20 protein-coding genes are annotated in these 23,478 nt (G+C 61.3%); 4 read left to right on the plus strand and 16 right to left on the minus strand.

The features are described 5' to 3' along the window. Nucleotides 1-275: 275 nt before the first annotated feature. The 3 genes from MKZ91_RS28260 to MKZ91_RS28270 all read right to left on the minus strand — a co-directional run bounded on the left by MKZ91_RS28260 (nucleotide 276) and on the right by MKZ91_RS28270 (nucleotide 3,804). Nucleotides 276-1,247, minus strand: a complete 972-nt coding sequence (locus MKZ91_RS28260) for a threonine/serine dehydratase (protein WP_336174366.1) — start codon at nucleotides 1,245-1,247, stop codon at nucleotides 276-278. Between the two features lie 5 nt (nucleotides 1,248-1,252). Next, complete coding sequence (locus MKZ91_RS28265; RefSeq protein ID WP_336174367.1) at nucleotides 1,253-2,245, minus strand: ornithine cyclodeaminase family protein; 993 nt, start codon at nucleotides 2,243-2,245, stop codon at nucleotides 1,253-1,255. 233 nt (nucleotides 2,246-2,478) lie between these two features. After that, nucleotides 2,479-3,804: an NAD(P)/FAD-dependent oxidoreductase gene (locus MKZ91_RS28270; protein ID WP_336174369.1), complete on the minus strand. Its 1,326-nt coding sequence runs from the start codon at nucleotides 3,802-3,804 to the stop codon at nucleotides 2,479-2,481. A 232-nt stretch (nucleotides 3,805-4,036) separates the two neighbouring features. Between MKZ91_RS28270 and MKZ91_RS28275 the strand changes: the two genes are divergently transcribed. Beyond that, nucleotides 4,037-4,513, plus strand: a complete 477-nt coding sequence (locus MKZ91_RS28275) for an Lrp/AsnC family transcriptional regulator (protein ID WP_336174370.1) — start codon at nucleotides 4,037-4,039, stop codon at nucleotides 4,511-4,513. Nucleotides 4,514-4,654: 141 nt separating this feature from the next. On the opposite strand, the gene MKZ91_RS28280 is transcribed toward MKZ91_RS28275, so the two are convergent. The 7 genes from MKZ91_RS28280 to MKZ91_RS28310 form a co-directional block, all read right to left on the minus strand. Continuing rightward, on the minus strand, nucleotides 4,655-6,310 hold the full coding sequence (locus MKZ91_RS28280) for an ABC transporter ATP-binding protein (RefSeq protein ID WP_336174371.1): 1,656 nt from the start codon (nucleotides 6,308-6,310) through the stop codon (nucleotides 4,655-4,657). Further along, nucleotides 6,310-7,173, minus strand: coding sequence for an ABC transporter permease (locus MKZ91_RS28285; RefSeq protein ID WP_336174372.1), 864 nt, complete (start codon nucleotides 7,171-7,173; stop codon nucleotides 6,310-6,312). Before MKZ91_RS28285 ends, MKZ91_RS28280 begins: the two co-directional genes overlap by 1 nt. After that, complete coding sequence (locus tag MKZ91_RS28290) at nucleotides 7,170-8,120, minus strand: ABC transporter permease (RefSeq protein WP_336174373.1); 951 nt, start codon at nucleotides 8,118-8,120, stop codon at nucleotides 7,170-7,172. Before MKZ91_RS28290 ends, MKZ91_RS28285 begins: the two co-directional genes overlap by 4 nt. Before the next feature lie 83 nt (nucleotides 8,121-8,203). Then, nucleotides 8,204-9,814 carry an ABC transporter substrate-binding protein gene (locus tag MKZ91_RS28295; RefSeq protein ID WP_336174374.1) on the minus strand — a complete coding sequence of 537 codons (1,611 nt, stop codon included), beginning with the start codon at nucleotides 9,812-9,814 and terminating at the stop codon, nucleotides 8,204-8,206. A gap of 69 nt (nucleotides 9,815-9,883) precedes the next feature. After that, nucleotides 9,884-10,597, minus strand: a complete 714-nt coding sequence (locus tag MKZ91_RS28300) for an HAD-IA family hydrolase (RefSeq protein ID WP_336174375.1) — start codon at nucleotides 10,595-10,597, stop codon at nucleotides 9,884-9,886. Between the two features lie 240 nt (nucleotides 10,598-10,837). Next, nucleotides 10,838-12,214, minus strand: a complete 1,377-nt coding sequence (locus MKZ91_RS28305; protein WP_336174376.1) for an aspartate aminotransferase family protein — start codon at nucleotides 12,212-12,214, stop codon at nucleotides 10,838-10,840. 13 nt (nucleotides 12,215-12,227) lie between these two features. Beyond that, nucleotides 12,228-13,064, minus strand: coding sequence for a GNAT family N-acetyltransferase (locus tag MKZ91_RS28310; RefSeq protein ID WP_336174377.1), 837 nt, complete (start codon nucleotides 13,062-13,064; stop codon nucleotides 12,228-12,230). 317 nt (nucleotides 13,065-13,381) lie between these two features. Between MKZ91_RS28310 and MKZ91_RS28315 the strand changes: the two genes are divergently transcribed. Continuing rightward, nucleotides 13,382-14,050, plus strand: a complete 669-nt coding sequence (locus tag MKZ91_RS28315) for a haloacid dehalogenase type II (protein WP_336174378.1) — start codon at nucleotides 13,382-13,384, stop codon at nucleotides 14,048-14,050. 15 nt (nucleotides 14,051-14,065) lie between these two features. Then, nucleotides 14,066-15,340: an NAD(P)/FAD-dependent oxidoreductase gene (locus tag MKZ91_RS28320; RefSeq protein ID WP_336174379.1), complete on the plus strand. Its 1,275-nt coding sequence runs from the start codon at nucleotides 14,066-14,068 to the stop codon at nucleotides 15,338-15,340. 339 nt (nucleotides 15,341-15,679) lie between these two features. Here the strand turns inward: MKZ91_RS28320 and MKZ91_RS28325 are convergent, their stop codons facing one another. From MKZ91_RS28325 to argE, 6 genes are all read right to left on the minus strand, one after another. Further along, a complete protein-coding gene (locus tag MKZ91_RS28325) occupies nucleotides 15,680-17,134 on the minus strand; it encodes an NAD-dependent succinate-semialdehyde dehydrogenase (protein ID WP_336174380.1) in 1,455 nt (484 codons plus the stop codon). A gap of 19 nt (nucleotides 17,135-17,153) precedes the next feature. Further along, a complete protein-coding gene (locus MKZ91_RS28330) occupies nucleotides 17,154-18,197 on the minus strand; it encodes a tartrate dehydrogenase (RefSeq protein WP_336174381.1) in 1,044 nt (347 codons plus the stop codon). 9 nt (nucleotides 18,198-18,206) lie between these two features. After that, complete coding sequence (locus MKZ91_RS28335) at nucleotides 18,207-19,670, minus strand: aldehyde dehydrogenase family protein (protein WP_336174382.1); 1,464 nt, start codon at nucleotides 19,668-19,670, stop codon at nucleotides 18,207-18,209. A gap of 147 nt (nucleotides 19,671-19,817) precedes the next feature. After that, nucleotides 19,818-20,174 carry a cupin domain-containing protein gene (locus MKZ91_RS28340; RefSeq protein WP_336174383.1) on the minus strand — a complete coding sequence of 119 codons (357 nt, stop codon included), beginning with the start codon at nucleotides 20,172-20,174 and terminating at the stop codon, nucleotides 19,818-19,820. Between the two features lie 25 nt (nucleotides 20,175-20,199). Beyond that, entirely contained in the window at nucleotides 20,200-21,123 is a 924-nt protein-coding gene (locus MKZ91_RS28345) for a 2-hydroxyacid dehydrogenase (RefSeq protein ID WP_336174384.1), read from the minus strand. Nucleotides 21,124-21,145: 22 nt separating this feature from the next. Beyond that, complete coding sequence (gene argE / locus MKZ91_RS28350) at nucleotides 21,146-22,270, minus strand: acetylornithine deacetylase (RefSeq protein WP_336174385.1); 1,125 nt, start codon at nucleotides 22,268-22,270, stop codon at nucleotides 21,146-21,148. 242 nt (nucleotides 22,271-22,512) lie between these two features. Here argE and MKZ91_RS28355 point away from each other — a divergent pair, with 242 nt between their 5' ends. After that, complete coding sequence (locus MKZ91_RS28355) at nucleotides 22,513-23,406, plus strand: GNAT family N-acetyltransferase (RefSeq protein ID WP_336174386.1); 894 nt, start codon at nucleotides 22,513-22,515, stop codon at nucleotides 23,404-23,406. Nucleotides 23,407-23,478: the final 72 nt, after the last annotated feature.

Here is a 23,478-nt window from a genome sequence, read left to right on the forward strand (position 1 = left end):
TAGATGGACGCGGCGAGAAGCTCAGCCGCCTTGATGGGGAGCATAGGACCATATCTCGTCAAAGGCCACTGGGACCAGTAAAGCGAGCTCCCGCTCAAGGCCGGAGCCACCATTCAGGCAATTCGCCTTGTCGTGGGGTCGCAAGCGGTCGTCGCCAAGCTGATCGCCAATGACATGTTTCGGCCGCATTCCGGATCGGCGGAATCTTTCTTTGCAATGAGTATCGCAACGTTCAACTGCAATCGGGTCGGTGAACTAACCGAAGCTGCAACTGATTACCCCGCTACATTGTATATCTCGGCAAGGTCGCGTAGATCCCAGTTCCCGCCAGACAACACCGCACAGACTTTTTCATCGGGCTTGACGTCTATGCTGCCCGCCAGCAGTGCTCCGACGCCAATCGAGGCGGCTGGTTCAGCGATCAATTTCGCATCCTTAGCAAGAGCACGCATCCCGGCGATGATGTTCTCGTCTTCAACAAGAACAATCTCGTCCACATACTTTTCGATAATCGGATACGGGTTTTGACCCGGAACGCTTATCCTCAAGCCATCCGCAATCGTGTTCTTCAAGGGAAGCGATGTGCGCTCCTTGTTGATCCGGCTGTGAAAATACTTCGGCGTCAAGGCAGGCTCTGCCCCGACAACGCGCACCGATGGTTTCGTTTCTTTTATGGCGGTAGCGATTCCCGAGATTAGGCCTCCGCCGCCTACGGGAACAATGACCGTATCTACACCGTCCAGGTCCTGCAGTATTTCACACCCGATCGTTCCCTGACCGGCCATCACGATGGGGTCCTCAAAAGCGTGAACAGCCGCGTATTTGTTTTCCTCAGCGATTTCATACACCCTTTTCCATCTGGCGGCGGTGTCGCCATCGAAAAGAATGACTTCTGCCCCGAGGGCTTTTGTATTTTCGATTTTGATTTTGGGCGTGGTGACCGGAAGCACCAATATTGCTCTTACGCCCAACATCCTGGCAGCATAAGCTAACCCTTGGGCATGGTTGCCCGACGACGTCGCAATCACGCCGTTTGCGATCTCTTCTCTCGAGAGCGAGAGAGCCTTGTTCAGGGCGCCGCGAATCTTGAAGGCGCCAGTAATCTGCAGGGTTTCGGGTTTGAGATAGAGCTGACAACCAACGGACTTCTCGATTTTGTCCGCACGCAACAGCGGCGTGTGCCTGACGTGCGGTCTCAGCCGTTCCTGAGCTTCACGGATGTCCTGAATGGTGGGGTAATTGCGCATGGTCCTCACTCAAAAAACTGAAAGAAGGTGCCGACGCTATTGGCGATGCCGTTCTGATAGATTTTGCTGGCTGTCGTATTGTCTTGTATGGCCATCCCCGTGGAATCGAAAATCGTGATTTCGTCATCACTTTCTCGTCCCGGCTTCCTTCCCAACAGTACCTCGCCGATTTCGCCATGGATGTCGTCTTTGGCGATGATGCTTTTGTTCAGCGGGTGCCAGGTCTCGCCCTTTTCGGCGCATTGCGCAATTGAGTCGACGACTACTTTTGCGTTCCTGAATATCTCTGGATCCAGTTCTTGTTTGCCGCGTTGATCCGTGCCGATTGCAACGATGTGTGTGCCGGGCTTCACCCAATCCGCTTCCACAAGCGACCCTTTTCCGCGGGTCGTCGTAATCAGGATATCGGCCTGCTCAACGGCTTCTTTTTTGGAGTTCGCCATGATCACAGGAATGCCAAACTCGCTTTCGATGTCGGTCTTGTATTTGTAAAGCGTGTCCGCGTGACTGTCCCATGCGTGGATCTCTTCTATTTTCATGATCTCGTTGATCGCCCGGATTTGCATTCCGGCCTGATTTCCTGTGCCGATCGCTGCGATCGTCCTGGCGTTTTTCCTCGCCAGCGCTTTGACGGAAACGGCTCCAGCCGCCCCGGTTCTGAGGCCAAGGATCAAACTTCCATCCATAACGCAAATCAACGCACCGCTCTTGGCATCAAACAGGAGAATGGTCGCCATGCCATTCGGCACGCCGTGTGCCGTCGGGTTATCAACGAACCCTCCAGAAGAGGCTTTCATGGAGATCAATTCATTGGCCTTGTAGTAACCAAGCTTGAAGTCGATCTCCCCACGAGGCGACGGGAGATCTATTCCAATATAGTCAGGTTGTTCCACCTGATGACTGTTAAAGGCTTTGTATGCCTCTTCCACCGCGCCGATGACTTCTGTCATGCCGATTAGCCGCCTTACTTCATCCTTCTTAAGCAGTAGCGTTTTCATGCATGACCTCTCGATTTCTGGTTCATGGGATGCATCGGCACGGCACACCCTGGGCAGAAATCATCATAGTGGGAGAGCGGGGAGACTGGTGGCCGCATTCGCCGCGACCTGAAGCAGATTGTTTTGGATCGCACAGGGGCTTTGGCAGATGGTTGCGGCAGGCGTCCTTCGAGCTTAGGGGAAAATGCTAGAAGAGGCGCTTGCCCAGATTGGTCCCCATGCGGGGATCTCATCTAAAAGTCAGCGACTTGACCCCAGGCGGATTTTCGGAAGCGATCCGGATGGTAGGGGCGGGGATCGACGATCGGCTCGTTACCGGTCACGATGTCTGCGACCAAGTGGCCGGCGCCCGGACCGATACCGAAGCCGTGTCCGCTGAAGCCGGCGGCGAGGATGAGACCCGGTACGGCGGCGATTTCGCCGATACCCGGGACCCCGTCCGGCGTGCTGTCGATATAGCCCGCCCATGCGGCGGCGATGCTGGTGTTCTTCAGGGGAGGCAGGACGGCGAGCGCGCGCGAATGGGTGAGGCGAATGGTGGCCTTATCGACCGCGGGATCAAGGATGCGCATTCGCTCCATCGGCGTGGGGGCGTCCAGTCGCCAGCGGGCCAAGGTCTCATGGCCGGAGCGGAAGCCTTCAAGCCCGCCGGGTGCCAGGCTGCGCCAACGTTTGACGAACATCGGCAGAAATTGCGGCGAGAACCTGAGTTGCTGCGGGGTCGGGTCGACGCGGCCGCGGCCGCTGATGGCCAGTGTATAGCCGCCGTCGGCGCGGCGCGTCACCGAAACAGCGGCTGTATGCAGCGCATCCGGAAGGCCGACGGCTCCTGGCGAGACGGCGAGAATCGACGAACGGACAGACGCTTGGGGAAAGCGGATACCGAGCTGGCGGCAGAAGGAGGAGGCCCAGGCGCCGCCTGCGAGGACGGCCGTTTTCGTGCGGATGGTGCCATGCTCGGTGACGACACCGGATAGGCGACCGCTTTCTGTCTCGATGCCGCGGGCGGCGCAGGACTGGTGCACGGTGCCGCCAAGCTTCAGGATCGCACGCGCGACCACGGGTGCCGCGCTTGCCGGATCGGCGGTGCCGTCGGTCGGCGAAAAGACGCCGCCCTTCCATGGCTTGCCGGTTGCGCGGCCGCGCTCGGTCGCCTGGGCGCTGTCGAGCATATGGGTGGTGACGCCGACGGTCCGGGCGAAATCGCGCCAGCGTGCCCAGCCGGCCAGTTCCTCTTCGCTATTGCTGAGGTAGAGCAGCCCGCCTCGGCGGAAACCGGTGTCCTCGCCGCTCTCGGCGGCGAAACGCTCCCAAAGATCGAGGCTCTTCGTCGCCATCGGCAATTCGCGGGCGTCCCGGTTCTGCTGGCGGCACCAGCCCCAGTTGCGACTCGACTGCTCGGCGCCGATCCGTCCCTTCTCGACGAGTGCTACCTTCAATCCGCGGCGGGCAAGATAGTAGGCCGCGAACACGCCGACAATGCCGCCGCCGATTACCACGGCATCGGCGTCTTCGGGCAACTGCGGCGTTGTGTTGATGAGTTTCAGCAGTGCGGGCATGGCGTGACCTCCGTTACGAGCATAGTCTAGCGGCTTTGGTGCAACGGCGTTGCCGGACTGCGACTGCGCGCAGCAGAAAATTCCGTCTTGCGGGAGCAATGCCGTCCTTTATGCTTTGTCCGATTGTGCCGAACGAAATCGACATGTCTCTCCAGTGTGTTAAGGTCATCGCTGGGAAGGTCGCGGCACAATCTGCTGCCCCGTGGCCACATCAGCGAGGGGAAGGCGCGCCATGAAACTCGACCGGATCGACATCAAGATTCTATACGAACTGCAAAAGAATGGCCGCATCAGCAATGTGGAACTCGCTGAATTGGTCAACCTCTCGCCGAGCCCCTGCCTGATGCGGGTGAAGAAGTTGCAATCCGAGGGTTACATTGAGGGCTATTCGGCGCAGATCAACGTTAGCAAGCTCGGGCCGACTCTGACGGTATTCACCGAAGTTACGCTGAAAAACCATAGGCAGATCGACTTTGCCCGGTTTTTGGCGGCGATAGACAAAGTCGACCAGGTGATCGAATGCCATCTGGTCTCCGGCGGCTACGACTATCTTGTGAAGTTTGTCACCGCCGGCATCGGCGAGTACCAGACGATCATGGAGCGCCTCACCGACATGGACGTCGGCATCGACAAATATTTCAGTTTCGTCGTCTTGAAGTCGCCGATCGTCAAGGCTCATATGCCGCTGACCAGCCTGTTCCGGCTGTAGGATGCTCCGCGCCGCTCGCACAGATTGGTGTGCGTCTTGGGAAACGGGAAGCCCGGTATCGCCGCGAGTCTCCTTCGCGCCGGTCAAGGCTAAAACCGGCTGGCAGGCCGAGGAGTGGTGTCTCGGGAGCGCGCCGGCGCCTTAGCGCCGGCAATAAGCCCGGACCAGCTCCGGATCCTGCTCGAGCGTGTCGAGCCAGGCGGGATCGAGTTTCGGTACCGATGAAAAGAGCAATTGCGAATAGGGATGCTCAGGTGTCTTGACCTTCGCCGGCGTGATTTCCTCTACTTTTCTGCCGCCATACATCACGACGATCTCGTCACAGATCGCTTCCACCACCGAGAGGTCATGGCTGATGAAGATGTAGGAAAGACCGAGCTCGCGCTGCAGTTCCTTGAGGAGATCGATGACGGCGGCGGCGACCACCGTATCGAGCGCCGAGGTGATTTCGTCGCAAAGGATCAGCTTCGGGTCGGCGGCAAGCGCCCGGGCGAAGTTGACGCGCTGCTTCTGGCCGCCGGAAAGCTCGCCCGGGCGGCGATGACGCAAGTTGCGCGGCAGACGCACCATGTCGAGCAACTCGTCGATGCGTGCGCTGCGCGCCTTGGCATTCATCCCGTGATAAAAAGTAAGTGGCCGGGCTAAGATATCCTCGACGGATTTCGCCGGATTAAGCGCCGTATCGGCGTATTGGAAGACGATCTGCATTTCGCGCAGTTCATCCCGCGAGCGCTCGCGGGCGCTGCGACCGAGTTCCTTACCCTCGAAGACGATCTTGCCTACAGTGGCCGGCAATATGCCGGCGATGGTGCGAGCGAGCGTCGACTTGCCGCAGCCGGACTCGCCGATGATACCGAGGTTGCGCCCTTTCTCCACCTTGAGACTGACATTTTCGACAGCGCGCACGAGCGGCAGGCCGTCGGCCTGGGCCTGGCCGTAGCCTGCGATGAGATTTTCGATTTTGAGCAACGGGGCCGGACCATTCTCGGCCGCGCTCGCAGCGCCGCGAGGTTTCGGCTCGAAGGCGGCGAGCAGCTCCCGCGTGTAGGGGTGCTTCGCGCCGTTGAGGATCTCTTCGGTCGCGCCGATCTCCTTGGTCTCGCCGCCCTTCAAGACGACGATCCGATCGGCGATCTGGGCGACCACGGCGAGATCGTGCGAGACGTAAACGCCAGCGATGCCGCCTTTCTTCATGACCGACTTGAAGGCGCGCAGCACCTCAATCTGCGTCGTCACGTCGAGCGCTGTGGTCGGCTCATCGAAGATGACGAGCTTCGGGTCGCCGATCAGCGCCATGGCGGCCGAAAGGCGCTGCAACTGGCCGCCGGAAACCTGGTGCGGATAGCGGCTGCCGATCGTTTCCGGCTCAGGCAGCGACAACGCCCTGAAAAGCTCGACGGCGTGGAGGCGCGCCTCGTCGGCCGACATGAGCCCATGAATTCGGGTGACCTCGATTACTTGGTCCATAATCGTGGCGGCCGGGTTGAATGCGGCGGCGGCGGATTGCGGCACATATGTGACCTCGGTGCCGCGCACCCTGGCGCGCTGCTTTTCGCTGAGTGTCACCATGTCCTTTCCGGCGACGGAGACGCTGCCGGCGGAGATGCGGCAACCGGGGCGGGTGTGGCCCATCAGCGTGAGCGCGATCGTCGTCTTGCCGGAGCCGCTTTCGCCGATCAGCGCCACGATCTCGCCCTCGGCGATGTCGAAGCTAACGCCGTTGATGATCTCGACGCGCCGGCCGGAATCGGTGGTGGCTTCGACTTTCAGGTCGCAGATTTCTACGAGATTGACCATCATTCGCTCCGATCGCGGATCTTCTTGGGCAGGTTGTCGATCAGCAGGTTGACGCTGATGGTGAGGCTGGCGATCGCAAAGGAGGGAGCCATCACCGCCGGTGCGCCGAAGGGCAGGCCGCCGATGTTCTCGCGCACGAGAGCCCCCCAGTCGGCATAGGGCGGCTGGACGCCAAGACCGAGGAAGGACAGGCCGGAAAGCAGCAGAACGATGAAGACGAAGCGGATGCCGAGGTCGGCAAGTACCGGTCCGACGATGTTCGGCAGGATTTCCGCGCGGATGAGATAGAGCGTGCTTTCTCCGCGGATACGGGCGACGGTGATGAAATCCATCGCGTTGATATTGACGGCAAGCGCGCGGGCAAAACGATAGGCGCCGGGGATATAGATCACCGACAGCGTCAGGATCAGCACGGGAATCGACGAGCCGACGGCAGCGACGACCACAAGGCCGAACAGCTTGCTCGGGATCGAGTTGAGGGCGTCGAGGAAGCGGCTCAGCACCGTGTCGAGCCAGCCGCCGGCGACCGCTGCGATCATGCCGAGCATCACGCCGCTGAAGCAGGCGATCGTAACTGCCGCAAGCGAGATGCCGACCGTGTAGCGGGCGCCCATCAGGATTCGCGAGAACATGTCGCGGCCGAGATAATCGGAGCCAAGCCAGAAGTCGCGGCTCATCGGGCCGAAGTAATCGAGGTCGACGATCTCGCCGACAGGGTAGGGGATGATCAGCGGCGCGAAGATCGCGATCAATGCCCAGAAAAGGATGATCGAGAGGCCGACCATGCCGATGATGTTGAAGCGATAGCCGAGCCGGGTTCCGGAAATCCGGTCAGACTTGGTCTCAGAATTGGTCATTGTCATCGGAGCCTCGGATTGGAAAGGATGGCTATGAAATCGGCGGTCGTGATCAGGAGCAGGTAGCCGAGGCAGAAGATCATCGCGCAGCTCTGGATCAGCGGCAGGTCGCGGGTGGCGACGGCGTCGACCATCAGCTTGGCAATACCTGGATAGTTGAAGATCGTCTCGACAATGATGACGCCGCCGAGCAGGTAAGAAAGCGAAAGTGCGACTGCATTGACAATCGGCCCCAGAGCGTTCGGCAGCGCGTGCCGAAACACGATGCGCGGCCTCGAAGCGCCCTTGAGTAACGCCATCTCCACATAGGGCGTGTTGAGCGTCTCGATCACGGCTGCCCGGGTCATGCGGATCATTTGCGCCGAGATGACGAAGGTGAGGGTGATCACCGGCATGGCATAGATACGCAGGAGGTCTGTCAGCGACGTGACTTCGTTCGCAAAGGACAGCGCCGGTAGCCATTTCAGATAAACGGCGAAGATCAACACCGCGGAGGTCGCAATCATGAATTCCGGCACGGAGATGACGCCAATCGTCAGCACGGTGACGACGCGGTCGTAAAGCGAGCCGCGTAGCATCGCCGCGGTGATGCCGAGCGTCAGCGCGATCGGCACGGAAAAGAGCGCGGTGACGCCCGCGAGCTGCAGCGTGTTGATGAAGCGCCCGCCGATGAGATCGGCGACCGGCATCTCATTGGCATACGAGGTGCCGAGGTCGCCTTGCAGCAAACCAGCGACCCAGCGTAGGAAACGGACGATTGCCGGGTCGTCGAGATGCATGGCCTTGCGCAGACCTTCGACTGCCTCCGGCGTGGCGGCCTGGCCAAGCAGGATCGTCGCTGTGTCTCCCGGCAAGAGCGTCGTTGCGAAGAACACGGCGAAGGAGACGATCACCAGCGTGATCAAGGCAATGAGCAATCTGCTCAGGACGAGCGATAGGACACGGTTGTTCACGCGCGTTCCCTTTCGGCGTTCGAGATATCAAACCATAAGGATCGGGGCGCAGCGGCGCGGCTGCAACCCCGATCGTTCGCTCATCAGGCTTCGAGCCAGACATATTCCGCGAAGGCATAGCCCATCTGGCCGCCAAGCGGGTTGGCTTCCAAGCCCTTGAGCTTGGCGGTGATCGCGTCGACATTGGAGATATAGGCCGGGATGATAGTGCCGGCGTCGTTTGCGACCATCACCTGCATCTCATTGTAGATCGCTTTGCGCTTCTCCTGGTCGAGCGAACCGCGCGCCTCGATCAGCATCTTGTCGAACTTCTCCGACTTGTACTGGCTTTCGTTCCACGGCGCTTCCGTAGTGTAGAGCAGCGAGAACAGGATGTCCGGTGTCGGGCGCGGATTGATGTTACCGAAATGGATCGGCGCCTTGAGCCAGTAATTGTCCCAATAGCCGTCGGCCGGAACGCGCTGAACGTCGAGCTTCAGCCCGATCTCGGCAGCGGAAGCCTGGATGATCATTGCCATATCGATCGACGAGTTCGCCGCCTCGGATGCGATCACCGGGATCGACTGACCGAAAACCCCGGCCTTCTCGAGATGGAATTTCGCTTTTTCCGGATCGAAAGCCCGCGGCTTCAGGTCGCCATTATGATAGAAGTTTGCCGGCGAAACCGGCTGGTCGTTGCCGACTTCTCCGAGGCCGCGAAGCGCCGACTTGACGATCTGCTCGCGGTTGACGAGGTACTTCATACCCTCGACGAAGTCCCGTTTGCTACCGGGCTCCAAGTCCATTCGGATGTTGAGATTGGTGTAGTTGCCGGAGGTGGTTTTCGAGAGCACGAAACCGTCGCCTTGGGCCTCGACCAAGCGCATGGAGCGCGGGTTGATCGTAGCGGCGAGATGGATGTCGCCCGAGAGCAGTGCGTTGACGCGCGAGCTATCGTCGCTAATCGCGAAGTACTCGAAGGAATCGACATTCGGGCCGGACTTCCAATAGTTCTTGTTCTTGATACCGACCGAGCGCACGCCGGGCTCGAAGACTTCTCTCACGAATGCGCCGGTGCCGTTGCCCTTGGAAAAATCCGTCGTGCCGTCGGCCACGATCATGAAGTGGTGCATCGACAGGATGGTCGGCAGATCGGCGTTCGGATTTGCGAGCGTGATCTCGACCGTCTGCTTGTCCACAGCCTTGAAACCCGTCATCTGCGCGGCGATCTTCGCGACCTTCGAGCCGACGGATGGATCGAGATGGCGTTTCAATGAGAAGACCACGTCGTCGGCGGTCAACGGCTTGCCGTCGTGGAAAGTGACGCCGCTCCTCAGTTTGACCGTCCAGGTCTTCGCGTCCTTGGACTCGATCGCCTCGGCGAGTTCCATCTGCGGGGTGCCGCTCTTATCGAGGAAGGTGAGACGGTTGTAGAAGGAGCAGCAGCGCACATAGTCGGTGGAGAGCGATGCCTTGGCCGGGTCGAGCGTGTCCGCGGTCGAGGACGACCAGCCGGCCGCCTTGAGCGCGCCGCCGGAGACCGGCGTTGCAGCAACCGCGTTGGAGGCGCGGCCGAGCACGAGACCGCCGGCGGAGAGAGCAGCGCCGCCCGCGAGCATCATCTGCAGCAGTTCACGGCGTGTAGCGCCGCGGCGGATGGCGTTTTCGACCAGGGCGTCGTCGGATCTGGTCCAATTGGTGATCTTGTCGTTCATGTCATTCCCCTTTTCGTTGTTGACGGGCTGCCCGCCTTCCGTGGGCTTAGACCCAATCCGGTGAACTGGTCAGCTACGTGCGACGGCCACGGCATCGGCAAGGCCGGCCATGGAAGTGAAGTGGTAGTCGGGCTCGGTGAACTCGCCCGGCGCTATGGTGCCGCCGTAACCTTTCTGCGCGTGGCGCCGCTCGATCCAGCAGTTGGTCAGCCCAAGCTTCCGCGAAATGCCGATGTCGTGGTACTGGCTCTGGGCGACGTGCAGGACGTCGTCCTTCGAATTTCCTTCCGAGGCGATGAAGTCGAAAACCTTCTGAAAGAAGGCGGGGTCAGGCTTTTCAGTACCGGTATCGTCGGCGGTGAAGGCGGCGTAGAAGGGATTGCCCAGTTCCCTGGCGAAGAAATCAAAGGCCCAGCGGCGGGCATTGGTCATCGCAATGAGCCGATAATCCGTTGCAAGGCTCGCCAGCGCTTCGGCGCTGTCTCCGAAAGCCTTCCAGTTCCCAGCGGAATCCCTGAGACGCTCGCCGTGTTTCCGCTCAGCCGGTAGGCCCAGCTTCGGCGCGATTTCAAGGTAGACGCGCACGAGGTCGTCCGGAAAGAGGTCGGCGTCCTTGGAATAGCGCGCCGCTCGATAAAAGCTCAGCGCCTCCTCGCCGTCAATCGTGACACCAGCCACGGCGGCGATGTCGGTGAGACAATTCTTGAGACCGCCTTCGAAATCAATCAGCGTGCCGACGACGTCGAAGGTCATGTACTTGAATTCCGGAAGGCTCTTGCGCACGTCAATTCCCCAGTTTCTCGCGTCCCGAGCGGAACGCCGGCTTCTTGAAGAAGAATATTCTGTTCCCGTCGGCGGGATGTTTCCCCCGCTCTTGCTGGAAAGGCCGCATATACTGGGATCCGGCCGCTTCCTTGAATTGAGTTTGGCAGTTGTGCCGCGTTAGAGTCTCCGAAAAGGCGCCACAGCGCGGCACAAAATTTCGAATATGGCGGTTTCGCGATATATCGCGTCAGTCGTCCATCAGGCCCTCAAGGCCTGGCGAACATCCGGGTCTTCCAAGGTCTCGTCCAACGTTTGGCGGGTGCGCTCGACGATAGCGTCGATCTCCGCTTCGGTGCAGCAGAGCGGCGGCGCGTAGCCCAGCACGCCATTGGCGAAGGCGCGAATGACGAGGCCGTTTTCCCAGGCACGGTCGAAGATGCGGCGCGCCGGCTCCGCGGCTGCCGGCAAGGAGGTCTTGTTCACTTTGTCGACGACGAGCTCGACGGCGGCCAGCATGCCGCGGCCGCGCACATCGCCGACAAGCGGATGGTCCCTCAGGCTCTCGAGACCTTCCATCAGCCGAGCACCGGCCGTGACGCCGTTTTCCAGGAGGCCGTTCTCGTAAAGCCTCAGCACCTCGAGGCCGACAGCGGCGCTGACCGGATGTGCCGAATAGGTATAGCCGTGTCCGACGGCCGAAGCGCCGGCGCCGTCGGCAATCGTTTGGTAGACGTGGTCGGCCATGAAGACAGCTCCCATCGGCACATAGCCGGATGTGAGGCCTTTGGCCGTGGTGATGAAGTCCGGCACGATCTCGTCCTCGCTTGAGGCAAAGAGCGGTCCGGTGCGACCGAAGCCGGTGATCACCTCGTCTGCAACAAAGAGGATGCCGAGCTCGCGGCAAAGTTCGCGCATCGCCTTCATCCAGCCCTTGGGTGGCACAAGCACGCCGCCGGAGCCCTGAATCGGCTCTGCATAGAAGGCGGCGACACGCTCGGGACCGATTTCCCCGACCTTGCGCCGGAGAGCGGCCAGCGAGGCCTCGATGATCGCCTGCGGGTTCTCTCCCACCGGATTGCGATAGGCATAGTGAGACGGAATCTTATGCTGCCAGTCGAAGGGAATCCCGAAGCCGGCATGGAAGGCCGGCAGCGCCGTCAGGCCGGCGCCGACGGTCGACGAGCCGTGATAGCCTTGCTCCACTGAAATAAACTGATCGCGTTGCGGCTCGCCGCGGGCAATCCAATAATAGCGGATGAAGCGGATCGTGCTGTCGACGGCGTCGGAGCCGCCGAGCGTGAAAAAGACGTGGTTGAGGTCGCCCGGCGCGCGCTCGGCGAGTTCCGAGGCGAGGCGGATCGCCGGCTCGGAGCCGAGCCCGAAATAGGCCGTCGCATAGGGAAGCTCGCGCATCTGGCGGGCGGCCGCTTCGACAATCGCTTCGTGGCCATAGCCGGCATTGACGCACCAAAGGCCGGCAAAGCCGTCTATCAGTTGCTTGCCCGAAGCGTCGGTGACCATCGCGCCTTTCGCCGAGGCAAGCACGCGCACGCCGAGTTTTTCATGGCCGCGATAGGAGGCGACCGGATGGATGAGGTGGGCGCGGTCGAGTTCGGTGAGGGAATTGCTGTACATAATGATCTCCGGATCAGCCGAATGCCTGGTTGGCGAGGGCGAAGGTGATGGCGGCGGGATCGACGGCGCGGTGAACTGGCGGCTTCATCATGGCGATACCGCCGCCGACATGGGCAAGTCCGTATTCGGCAAGCCAGGGCGAAAGGCCCGTGTCGGCAGTGGTATCAACTCGCAGAAAGCGGCCGGTTTTGACGGCGATGAAATGTTGAACGAGCGCCTTGGCGTCATTGAGGTTGCCGGCAACGATGGGGCCGACGACCTCGCCGCGGCCGAAGGCGCGCAAGGCTGCGAAACCGGAGACGCGACCGTCGCGGCGGATGACGGCGAATTCGCCAACCTCGGCCAGATAGGCGATCAGCGCCCCTCGGTCGGCACCAAAGGCAAGACGATCGAGCTCGGCGATCGCCTCGATGTCGGCGGCGACCGTCGCCTCGGCTACCGCTGGCGCGGCCATTTCTTTGGCGATCCCCTGGTGCTGCAGCACGGCACCGGTCATCTCGAAGCCAAGTTTTTCGTACAGAGGCATGCCCTCAGCCGTCGCCACGAGTCTAAGCGGACGATCGGCTGCCAAATCCAACGCGGCGTCCATCAGCTTGCGACCGAGGCCGCGGCCGCGCATCGCCTCGTCGACGATGACCATGTTGATCGTTGCGCAGTCCGACTCGTAAGGGGTCACGAATATAGTGCCGACGACCCGGTCGCCCTCAATCGCGACGACACCTTCGCTCATGGCTAGCGCCATCTGCCAGTCTTCAAGGCGATGTGGCCAGCCGGCTTGCCGAGAGAGCTTGACGGCGGCCTCCAGATGCTCCGGCCCGAAGACGGCAATATCGATCTGAGTTGTCTGCATGGCGTTTCCTTCACTTTCTGTCTGCAAGTCTGAAGGAGTGCTGGCCGGCAGATCGTCTGAAAGCTTTGGCTCGCGCGGTATCTTATTGCTTTACGCCTATCGGTCGCCGCATCTTATGCTGACAAGGAAGGAGCGCCGGGACGGCGCCGGGCCCGAAGGCACTGTTGACGATCAGCAGCCACGCAACCTTCTGCCAAAGCCGGCTCTCGATACGATAGATTCTGCTTCGAACGCCGCCAAATCAGGCGAGGCGATGGGAGGCGCTGCGCCTATGATCCTTACAGAATACCTGGTCCCGTTCTTTCAAGGATACGCACATGACAACGTTCCGTCCGAAATACATCACTTTCGACTGCTACGGCACGCTAACCAATTTCCAAATGGCAGAAGCTGCGCGCGACCTCTATGGGGAGCAGCTCGACGAGGCGAGCATGGTCGAATTCATTAAGAATTTCGCCGCCTATCGTCTCGACGAAATTCTCGGCGACTGGAAGCCCTATGCGGAGGTGGTGCACAATTCGCTGGAACGGACCTGCAAGCGCAACGGCATAAAGTTCCGCGATGAAGCTGCGAAGATGGTCTATGAGCGCGTCCCGACCTGGGGTCCGCATCCAGACGTGCCGGCTGGCCTCGCCAAGGTCGCCAAGGAGATCCCCCTAGTCATTCTCTCGAATGCGATGAATTCGCAGATCATGTCGAATGTCGAAAAGCTGGGCGCTCCTTTCCACGCGGTATACACCGCTGAACAGGCACAGGCTTACAAGCCGCGTTTCAAGGCCTTCGAATACTTGCTCGACATGCTCGGCTGCGGCCCCGAGGACATTCTCCACTGCTCGTCCTCCTTCCGCTATGACCTGATGTCGGCGCATGATCTCGGCATCAAGAACAAGGTCTGGGTCAATCGCGGCCACGAACCGGCCAATCCCTATTACGGTTATGTCGAGATCGCCGACATCTCTGCCCTTCCGGGCGTCGTCGGTCTTTAGAAAGGGCAATCCGCCATGAAGTTCCTGTCCTACTGGCACGACACCGCCCCGGCCTTTGCCGGGGCTGCTCAGGGGCCGGTCGATGGCCACTACGACGTCGCGGTGATCGGCGGCGGCTTCACCGGCCTTGGCGCCGCGCGGCAGCTCGCCAAGGCGGGTGCCAAGGTTGTCGTGCTGGAGGCGCAAAGGGTTGGCTGGGGTGCCTCCGGGCGCAATGGCGGGCACCTCAACAACGGACTTGCGCATAGCTATCTCGCTGCCAAGGCGGAACTCGGCAGGGAGCGGGCGATTGCGCTCTACAAGGCGTTCGACGCTTCGATCGACACGATCGAGGCACTGATCGCCGAAGAAGGCATCGACTGCAGTTTCCGCCGCGCTGGCAAACTGAAGCTTGCCTCGAAGCCCCAGCATTTCGAGGCGATCGCCCGCAACTTCGAGGCGGTCAACGCGGAGGTCGATCCCGATACGGCGCTTCTCAGCGCTGAAGATCTGATGCAGGAAGTCGGCTCGCCCTTCTTCGGGGCGATGCTCTCGAAGAAGAGCGCCATCATGCATATGGGGCGGTATGTCGTCGGACTCGCCGAAGCGGCCACCCGCCATGGCGCCAAGGTCTTCGAGAGCGCGGCGGTTACCGAGCATCGGCAGGCGGGCGGCCGGCACGCATTGAAGACCGCCCGCGGCAGCGTCACTGCGGATGCGGTTCTTGTCGCCACCGGCGCCTACACGCCTTCGACCTTCGGCTATTTTCGTCGCCGCATCATCGCCGTCGGCAGCTTCATCATCGCCACCCGACCGCTGACAGCGGCGGAGATCGCAACGACAATGCCGGGTAACCGCACCTGCGTCACGTCGATGAACATCGGCAATTATTTCAGGCTTTCGCACGACAACCGTCTAATCTTCGGCGGCCGCGCCCGCTTCTCGGCGAAATCCGACCAACGGTCGGACGCGAAAAGCGGTGCCATCCTCAAGGCGAGCCTAGCCGAGATCTTTCCGCAACTTGCCAATGTCGAAATCGACTATTGCTGGGGCGGACTGGTCGACATGACCAAGGACCGCTTCCCCCGCGCCGGTTATCAAGACGGGGTTTGGTACGCCATGGGCTATTCCGGCCACGGCGCGCAGCTTTCGACGCATCTCGGCATGATCATGGCGGACGCGATTCTCGACCGGCCGGACCGCAACCCGCTGAAGGGTCTCGAATGGCCGGCAGTGCCAGGACATTTTGGCAAGCCCTGGTTCCTGCCGCTCGTCGGCATGTATTACAAGATGCTGGACAAAGTCCAGTAGACAGCCCAGGTAAGGAAAAAGGGCGCGGACCGGACAGGTCCGCGCCCTTGCTTGTTTGGAAGATCTCGCCAGGTGTTCTGCTTGAAACGTGCAGCGGGTATTGCGAAAGAGTTGAAGCGCCTCGCGCGCGCTTGAGAGCGGGATGATGAAACACGGCGCCATTTCGCACGCATCCCGCTCTACTCCTTGAACCGATCACGTTTAAGGGTTCGGTTCGATTGAACCAAAGATCGTCGTGACCTACAGCCCGTCGCGTTCAATCGAATTCACGCGACGCGCCGTAGGTCCTTGTTTGTGAATGTCGTTTCCCCAAAAGCCCACACTTTTGGGCCACATGCATTAATCCAGGCCGCCGATGTGAAAGCTCTTCATCTCGAGATATTCCTCGATACCGACCTGGGCGCCCTCGCGGCCGAGGCCGGAATGTTTGACGCCGCCGAAGGGGGCGACTTCGGTGGAGATGGCGCCGGTGTTGAGGCCGACCATGCCGAATTCGAGCGCTTCCGCCACACGCCACGAGCGTTTCAGGCTTTCGGTGTAGAAATAGGCAGCCAGACCGAATGGCGTGCCGTTGGCCATGGCGATTGCCTCCTCCTCCGTCTCGAAGCGGAAGAGCGGTGCAACGGGACCGAAGGTCTCTTCGCTGGCAAGCAGCATCTCGGTGGTGGCGCCGGTGAGCACGATGGGCGCCGTATATTGTCTCCCCTCTGGCACGGAGATGCCGCGCGCCGAAACCTTTGCGCCCTTGGCAAGCGCGTCCTCGACATGGCGGTTGATCTTGTCGATCGCCGCCTCATTGATCATCGGTCCGATCGCATTTCCGGTTTCCGTACCGGGGCCAACCTTCATCGCACGGACGCGGGCGCCGAGCTTCTCGGCGAAGGCGTCGTAGACGCCGGCTTGCACCAGGATGCGGTTGGCGCAGACGCAGGTCTGGCCACCATTGCGAAACTTGGACGCGATCGCGCCTTTGACGGCGAGATCAAGGTCGGCGTCGTCGAAGACGATGAAGGGGGCATTGCCGCCGAGTTCGAGCGAGAGCCGCTTGACGCTGTCGGCCGCGCCTTTCATCAAGAGAGAACCGACGCGCGTCGAGCCCGTAAAGGAGATTTTGCGCACTGTTTCGTTCGCCATGAACTCGTTGCCGATTGCGGTCGGCGTTCCGGTGACGATGTTGATCACGCCGGCGGGAATGCCGGCGCGCTCTGCCAGAACTCCAAGGGCGAGCGCCGAAAATGGCGTGAATTCCGAGGGCTTGATTACCACCGTGCAGCCCGCCGCCAGGGCGGGTGCCACTTTGCGGGTGATCATTGCGTTCGGGAAGTTCCACGGCGTCACGATGGCGCAGACGCCGACTGCCTCCTTCAGAACGAGGATGCGGCGATCGGCAGTCGGAGAGGGAATGGTGTGGCCGCCGATGCGACGAGCCTCCTCGGCGAACCATTTGACGAAGGAAGCGCCATAACGGATCTCGAGGCGCGCTTCGTCCAGCGGCTTACCCTGTTCCATCGTCAGGAGCAGCGCCAGATCCTCAAGGCTTTCGATCATCAGCGTATACCAGCGCTCAAGCAGTGCGGCCCGTTCGGCATGCGTCTTCTTCTTCCACGGTCCGAAGGCGGCATTGGCGGCTGCGATGGCGGCGCGTGTTTCCTCTTCGCCCATGTCCGGAATGGTGCCGAGGCGTGTCTGGCTGGCCGGGTCGAAAACGTCGACGGTCTTGCCCGAGGCTGCGGCCAGCCAGGCTCCGTCGATGAAGCCCTCTTGCCGGAAAAGCTCCCTATCATCCAACTTCATTGTTTCTCTCCTCTAAAGATCAGTTGAGCGCGGCAAGCACCGCCGCCGTGATGGTTTCGGTTTTGTCTTTGCCCGGCACCGTGCCGATCCCGCGGGCGGTCGTTCTTTCGACCGCAGCCAGAACAATGCGCGCAGCGTCGCTTTCTCCGAGATGCTCAAGCATCATCGCGCCGGACCAGATGGCAGCTATTGGGTTGGCGATGCCGAGATGGGCGATGTCGGGCGCTGATCCATGCACCGGCTCGAACATCGAAGGGGCGCCGCGATCGGGATTGATGTTGGCTGAAGCCGCAAAACCGAGACCGCCCTGAATGGCGGCACCGAGATCGGTCAGGATGTCGCCGAAGAGGTTCGAGGCGACCACGACATCGAGGCTCTCTGGCGCCATCACCATTCGCGCGGCCATGGCGTCGATGTGATAGCTCGTCACCTCGACATCGGCATAGTCGGCAGCGAGCTCCCGCGTAATCTCGTCCCAGAACACCATGGAGTATTTTTGGGCGTTGGATTTCGTCACCGAAGCGAGTTTGCCGCGGCGTTGGCGCGCCTGCTCGAACCCGAAGCGCAGGATCCGTTCGACGCCCGTGCGCGTGAAGATCGAGGTTTCGACCGCGACTTCATCGACCGTTGCCTGATGCACGCGGCCGCCGGCACCGGAATACTCGCCCTCGGTATTCTCGCGGATACAGAGGATGTCGAAATTTTCCGCCTTCAGCGGACCTTGAACGCCCGGCAGCAGCCGGTGCGGGCGGATATTGGCATATTGCACGAAGGCCTTGCGGATCGGCAGGAGCAGGCCATGCAGCGAAACGGAGTCCGGCACCTCGGCGGGCCAGCCGACGGCTCCGAGCAGGATCGCATCGAAGCGGCGTAAGAGTTCTATACCGTCTGCCGGCATCATCGCGCCCGTTTCCTTGTAAAAAGCGCAAGACCAGGGAAAGGGCGTGCCGGTGAGCGAGAAGCCGGAATGCCTGGCAACGGTCGAAAGAACCTGCCAGGCCGCATCCGTTACATCCTGGCCGATGCCGTCGCCGGGGATGAGTGCGATCGAATAGGTTTTCATGGAAGGCTCCTAGAGGCTGATGAGAACGCTCTTGCTCTTGCGACTGGCTTGATAGGCTTCGCGTCCAAGGTCCTTGCCGATACCGGAGCGCTTGTAGCCGCCGGTCGGCAGGATGTGGTCGCGTGAGCGGCTGTAACGGTTGACCCAAACCGTGCCGGCCTGGAGCCGCCGCGTCAGCCGTAGGGCGCGTGACAGATCGCGGGTGAAAAGGCCGGCGGCCAGGCCGTAGGTCGGGTGATCGGCGAGCGCCACTGCCTCCTCTTCGTCGGCAAAGGTCTGCATGGTCAGGACCGGACCGAAGATTTCTTCGGTAATCGCTGGCGAGGAGCTGTCGCGCACGGCCATCAACGTCGGCTGATAGAAATAGCCGGGCGCATCCATTGGCGCGCCCCCGAACAGGCATTCGTCGCCCGCCGCGACGGCAGCCTCGAAGATGCCGTGGATGCGGTTCAACTGGCGCTTCGAGATGATGGGCGAGTATTCGCTCGCCTCGTCCCAGGTCGGCTCCGCCTTCGCCAATCTCATGCGTCTGACGATCGCCTCGGCGAGCGGCGCAGCAACGCTTTCCTCAACGATCAGGCGAGAGCCGGCGACGCAGGCCTGGCCGGCATTGGAAAGCATGCTTTGTGCGATCGCGGCGGCAGCCTTGTCGAGGTCCGCGTCGGCGAACACGAGTTGAGGACTCTTTCCGCCGAGTTCAAGCGTCATGGGCTTGACCCCGGTGCGAGCGACGTTAGCCATGATGGCCGAACCGGCGCCGGTGGAGCCGGTGAAACTGACCTTGGCGATGTCCGGATGGCCGGTGAGGGCCGTGCCGGTCACCGGACCATCGCCCAGCACGATATTAACGAGGCCAGCCGGCACGCCGGCGCGGATCGCGAGTTCGGCGAGATAAACGGTTGAAAACGGGGTCATTTCGGAGGGTTTCAAGACAACGGCATTGCCGGCTGCAAGCGCGGGGCCGAGCTTCCAGGCGGCCATCGAAACCGGAAAATTCCATGGGGTAATGGCGGCGACGACACCATAGGGCTCAGTCATGACCATGCCGAGACTACCGTCGTCGGTCGGCACGAGGTCGCTTCCTTCCTTATCGGCGAACTCCGCAAAGAATCGGATCTGCTCAGCGCTGACGGCGATATCGCCGGTGATTACGTGTCCGACCGGGCGGGTCGAGGAAAGCGCCTCGAGCTTGGCGAGGGTTTCCGCCTCCCTTTCGATCAGGTCGGCCCATCGTTGCAGCACGACTGTCCGCTCGCGCGGACGCACGCCGCCCCAGTTGCTAACCTTCAGCGCGTTCTTGGCGGTTTCGACAGCGCGGTCGACAAGTGCCTCATCCGCGAGCGGACAGCCAGCATAGGCTTTGCCGTCGGATGGACGATGCATGTCGATGACCCCGTCGGCAGGGATCATCCGGTCGCCGATGAAGTGACCGATAGGGAGGTGGACGGTGTCAGGGTCGAAACTCAGTGCCATGCGGATACCTCGGATAACTGCAGTCGAAGCTAGCAAAACTGAGGTAGTCGCTTGGTTTGTTGGTGGAGGTGGCGCGGCGGAAAACACCGTTTTGCAGCCGCCGCGCAGTGTATTGTTTGGCGGGGTCGGATAACCCCGCCCCGTCGCTCAAGCCATCACTGTCACGTAGATCTTGCGCACCGTCTCGATCGTCTTCCAGATGCCGACGAAGCCCGGCTTCATGACGAAGCTGTCGCCGGCCGTGTAAGTGACCGGCTCGCCGTCTTCGGGCGTGAGTTCGATAACGCCCGAAAGGATATGGCAGAACTCGAAGGTCTCGCCCTTGATCGAGCGCGTCTCGCCGGGCGTCGCTTCCCAGATTCCGGTGTGGATCATTTCGCCACCGGCGACATCCTGAGCCCATGTCTTGAAAGAGGGGTCGCCGGAAATGAGGCGCTCCGGAAGGGGACGGGACTCGCGCGGCGCGAAGGAGGGGTTGGTGTCGATGGTCTTCAGGAGCGACATGGCTTTCCTTTCCTGGGGTTGGAATTCAATAGCCGCGGCCGCGATCAACGAGCCCAACCGGTTCGAGACCCGAGCGGTGGCGTCTGATGTTCTCGATCACGGCCCTGGCGGCGGTTTCGGGTTGAGTCACGCTTGCTATGTGTGGCGTCAGCAGAACCTTCGAATGGCGCCAGATGGCATGGTCCGCCGGCAGCGGCTCGGGGTCGGTGACGTCGATGACGGCGCCGGAGAGATGGCCACTGTCGAGTGCGTCGAGAAGTGCCTGGTGATCGAGCTGCGGACCGCGGCCCACATGAACGAGTGCCGCACCGGTCGGGAGCTTGGCGAAGAGCGCGGCATCGAGGAAACCGCGCGTCTCGTCGGTTAGAGGAATGAGACAGATGAGGATATCGGTGTCGGCCAACAGATTGTCGAGACCGTCAGCACCGTGCAAGCATCTGACACCCTCGAGTTCGTGCGCGCTGCGGCTCCAGCCGGATAGGGAAAAGCCGAAGGGCCTCAACCGTTCGAGAACCGCGGTGCCGAGCATGCCGAGGCCGAGCACGCAGATGCGACGTTCCGACGCCTGAACCTGGTAAATGGCCTGCCAATGCTGGCTGCGCTGATGGTCCAAATAGGCCGGCAAGTTGCGATGGAGCGCAAGCACGGCAAGTGTCACATATTCCTGCATCATTCTGATGATGCCGTCCTCGACCATCCGCACGACCTTCACATGCGGCGGAACCGCCTCGATGCGGAACTGGTCGACACCGGCGCCGATCGAAAAGAGGATTTCAAGATTGCGATAGCGCGAGAGATCTTCCGGAACCGTCCAAGTGATCAGGTAGCGCACCGCATCCGGATCGACCGCCGCCGCATCCGTGACGAAAGGAACGTCCGGAAGCTCACGCGAAAAAGCTTCGGCGAAGATCGCACCGCGTTTTGCGTCGGAATTGAAGAGGAAGGTCATTGGGCGTCTCCGTCTTGATGCCTCAGGCGTGACAACGCTCACCGAGCCGCTCGATCATCGCCTGGCAGGCCGCGAGTTCGTCGATGAGGATGTATTCGTTCGGCTTGTGGGCGCGGTCGATTTCGCCGGGACCACAGATGATCGCGTCGATGCCGGCTCGTTGGAAAAGCCCGGCTTCGGTGCCATAGCTGACGGCGGGGAGCGGCTCGCGGCCGGTCAGTTCCTCCACAAGCGTCGCGAGCGGCGCATTGACGGGGAGAAAGAGCGCCGGATAGGCGCTAAGCTCTTGCCATTCGACTGCGAAGCCACGTTCCCTGAGTTTCTCTGCAGTCCCTCGCACGGGGCTTAGCAGGTTCGCCGGATCGACGCCGGAAACCGCGCGCGCCTCGAATTCCGCCTCGCAAGTCTCAGGAATGATATTGACTGCTTGGCCGCCCTGCACAGTGCCGATCTGGAGGGAAGAGTAAGGCGGCTCAAATACGTCTTCAAACGGGCCGCGGGTCAGCCGGTCAGCTTCTCCGATAGCAGTGGCAAGCACTTCTGCCATGGCATGGATGGCATTCAGCCCCTGGTCGGGGCGCGACGAATGGCCGGAGCGACCCTTGACGGTGAGTCTGGCGGCAGCCTTGCCCTTGTGGCCACGTATCGCGCGCAAACTGCTTGGCTCGCCGATGATCGCGCCGAGCGGCGTTGCGCAAAGTTCCGGCAGACGCGCGATCATATGCGGCACGCCGCGGCAGCCCGCCTCCTCGTCATAGGAGAAGGCGAGGTGCAACGGCCGGCGCAAGTGCATCTCGGCGAGCTTTGGCGCGACGGCGAGGGCGGCGGCCAAGAAACCCTTCATGTCGGTGGCGCCTCGTCCATACAGTCGGTCCGCCTCTTGCCGCAGACGGAAGGGGTCGCCCGTCCAGCCGCTTTCGGCCGCCGGAACGACGTCCATGTGACCCGACAGAATATAGCCCGGCACCTCTTTCGGACCGATCGTGGCGAACAGGTTAGACCGATCGCCTTCCGGGCCGGGAAGCAGGGTGACGGCGATGCCGTGGCTTTGCAGATAGTCGCGGATCCAGACAACGATGTCAGCATTGGGCATGCCGACGACGGTGGGGAAGCCGACGAGCTTTTCGAGTATTTCCACTGCCTGCATCTTGTCCTCACAGCATCCCGGTTCGCTGGGGTCAGCGTCGTCGACGATGCCTGGTACTTTAGAAGCCTGCCCAGGCTTTACATGCTGAAAGCGCGGCGGATTTGGAGGATTGTGTTGCGTCAGGCGGCCTCTCAAGTGAATTGTATCGAGCGAACCGTCTTAGTCTAATGGACAAGAGTTTTGGCCGCGGGCCGGTTGGAAGGCGGGCGAGACACGACGACGGCACGAACGGGAGGCAAGGGGTGGACGCACCGACATCCGAATCCAAGGTCATTGACAGTTTTGAGATGCGCATAGCCGGGATCGAGAGCGCCGATCTCGAGCAACTGCACGCGCTGTCGGTTTCCGTCGGGTGGCCGCTTCGCTCCGAGGACTTGCAGTTCCTGCGCGAGGTTGGCCGAGGCTATATAGCGCTTGACGAAATCGGCAGGCTGACAGGTTCGGCCATGTGGTTTCCGCACGGCGATGATTTCGCGACCATAGGCATGGTGATTACTTCGCCGCGGCTGCAGACAAACGGCGCCGGGCGATGGCTAATGGACCACGTGCTTTCGGACTGCCGGGGACGAGATCTGAGGCTCAATGCGACAAGGGCATCCCGCCGTCTTTATCATTCGCTCGGGTTTGAGCCCGTACGGACCATATACCAATGCCAGGGCATGGCCCGCCGGTCGACCGACTTTGTTACGGCAAAGGAGGAGCCGGTGGTTCGGCGACTGGAAGGGGAGGACCTTGCCGCTGTGGTTGAGCTGGATGCAGGGGCATTCGGCGTTTCGAGGGCGGCGCTGATCGGCAAACTCTTCGCACAATCCATAGGCTGCGGCTTGTTTTCCGGGGATCAGCTACGTGCTTTCGCGCTTTGCCGTCCTTTCGGTAGGGGGCATGTCATTGGCCCGGTCGTGGCAGAAAATGATGCGGATGCCATCGCCGTGATACGGCATCATGTCGCCGCCCACGAAGGTCAATTTCTGCGGCTCGACACACCGGTCGAGGCCGGCGCTTTCGCCACATTCCTCTCGCAAGCCGGCCTGACCGTCTTCGACACAGTGCTCGCGATGTCCCGGCAAGGTAAAGGCCGCGCGATCGTAGTACCAGGATCAAACCTCTACGGGCTGGCAAGCCACGCGCTTGGCTGAGCCTCTACGGCTGCCGGATCACACGCATTCAAGCCCGCAGCAACTTTGGTCCTCGGATTGGATGTCCCTGTT

The organism is Ensifer sp. MJa1, assembly GCF_037026475.1.
GTDB lineage: Bacteria > Pseudomonadota > Alphaproteobacteria > Rhizobiales > Rhizobiaceae > Ensifer.

Bases quoted from the DNA above. Each gene is read 5' to 3' on its own strand.
- MKZ91_RS28260 (WP_336174366.1), bottom strand. From the start codon at position 1,247: ATGCGCAATTACCCCACCATTCAGGACATCCGTGAAGCTCAGGAACGG.
- MKZ91_RS28265 (WP_336174367.1), bottom strand. From the start codon at position 2,245: ATGAAAACGCTACTGCTTAAGAAGGATGAAGTAAGGCGGCTAATCGGC.
- MKZ91_RS28270 (WP_336174369.1), bottom strand. From the start codon at position 3,804: ATGCCCGCACTGCTGAAACTCATCAACACAACGCCGCAGTTGCCCGAA.
- MKZ91_RS28275 (WP_336174370.1), top strand. From the start codon at position 4,037: ATGAAACTCGACCGGATCGACATCAAGATTCTATACGAACTGCAAAAG.
- MKZ91_RS28280 (WP_336174371.1), bottom strand. From the start codon at position 6,310: ATGGTCAATCTCGTAGAAATCTGCGACCTGAAAGTCGAAGCCACCACC.
- MKZ91_RS28285 (WP_336174372.1), bottom strand. From the start codon at position 7,173: ATGACAATGACCAATTCTGAGACCAAGTCTGACCGGATTTCCGGAACC.
- MKZ91_RS28295 (WP_336174374.1), bottom strand. From the start codon at position 9,814: ATGAACGACAAGATCACCAATTGGACCAGATCCGACGACGCCCTGGTC.
- MKZ91_RS28305 (WP_336174376.1), bottom strand. From the start codon at position 12,214: ATGTACAGCAATTCCCTCACCGAACTCGACCGCGCCCACCTCATCCAT.
- MKZ91_RS28310 (WP_336174377.1), bottom strand. From the start codon at position 13,064: ATGCAGACAACTCAGATCGATATTGCCGTCTTCGGGCCGGAGCATCTG.
- MKZ91_RS28315 (WP_336174378.1), top strand. From the start codon at position 13,382: ATGACAACGTTCCGTCCGAAATACATCACTTTCGACTGCTACGGCACG.
- MKZ91_RS28320 (WP_336174379.1), top strand. From the start codon at position 14,066: ATGAAGTTCCTGTCCTACTGGCACGACACCGCCCCGGCCTTTGCCGGG.
- MKZ91_RS28325 (WP_336174380.1), bottom strand. From the start codon at position 17,134: ATGAAGTTGGATGATAGGGAGCTTTTCCGGCAAGAGGGCTTCATCGAC.
- MKZ91_RS28330 (WP_336174381.1), bottom strand. From the start codon at position 18,197: ATGAAAACCTATTCGATCGCACTCATCCCCGGCGACGGCATCGGCCAG.
- MKZ91_RS28335 (WP_336174382.1), bottom strand. From the start codon at position 19,670: ATGGCACTGAGTTTCGACCCTGACACCGTCCACCTCCCTATCGGTCAC.
- MKZ91_RS28340 (WP_336174383.1), bottom strand. From the start codon at position 20,174: ATGTCGCTCCTGAAGACCATCGACACCAACCCCTCCTTCGCGCCGCGC.
- MKZ91_RS28345 (WP_336174384.1), bottom strand. From the start codon at position 21,123: ATGACCTTCCTCTTCAATTCCGACGCAAAACGCGGTGCGATCTTCGCC.
- argE (WP_336174385.1), bottom strand. From the start codon at position 22,270: ATGCAGGCAGTGGAAATACTCGAAAAGCTCGTCGGCTTCCCCACCGTC.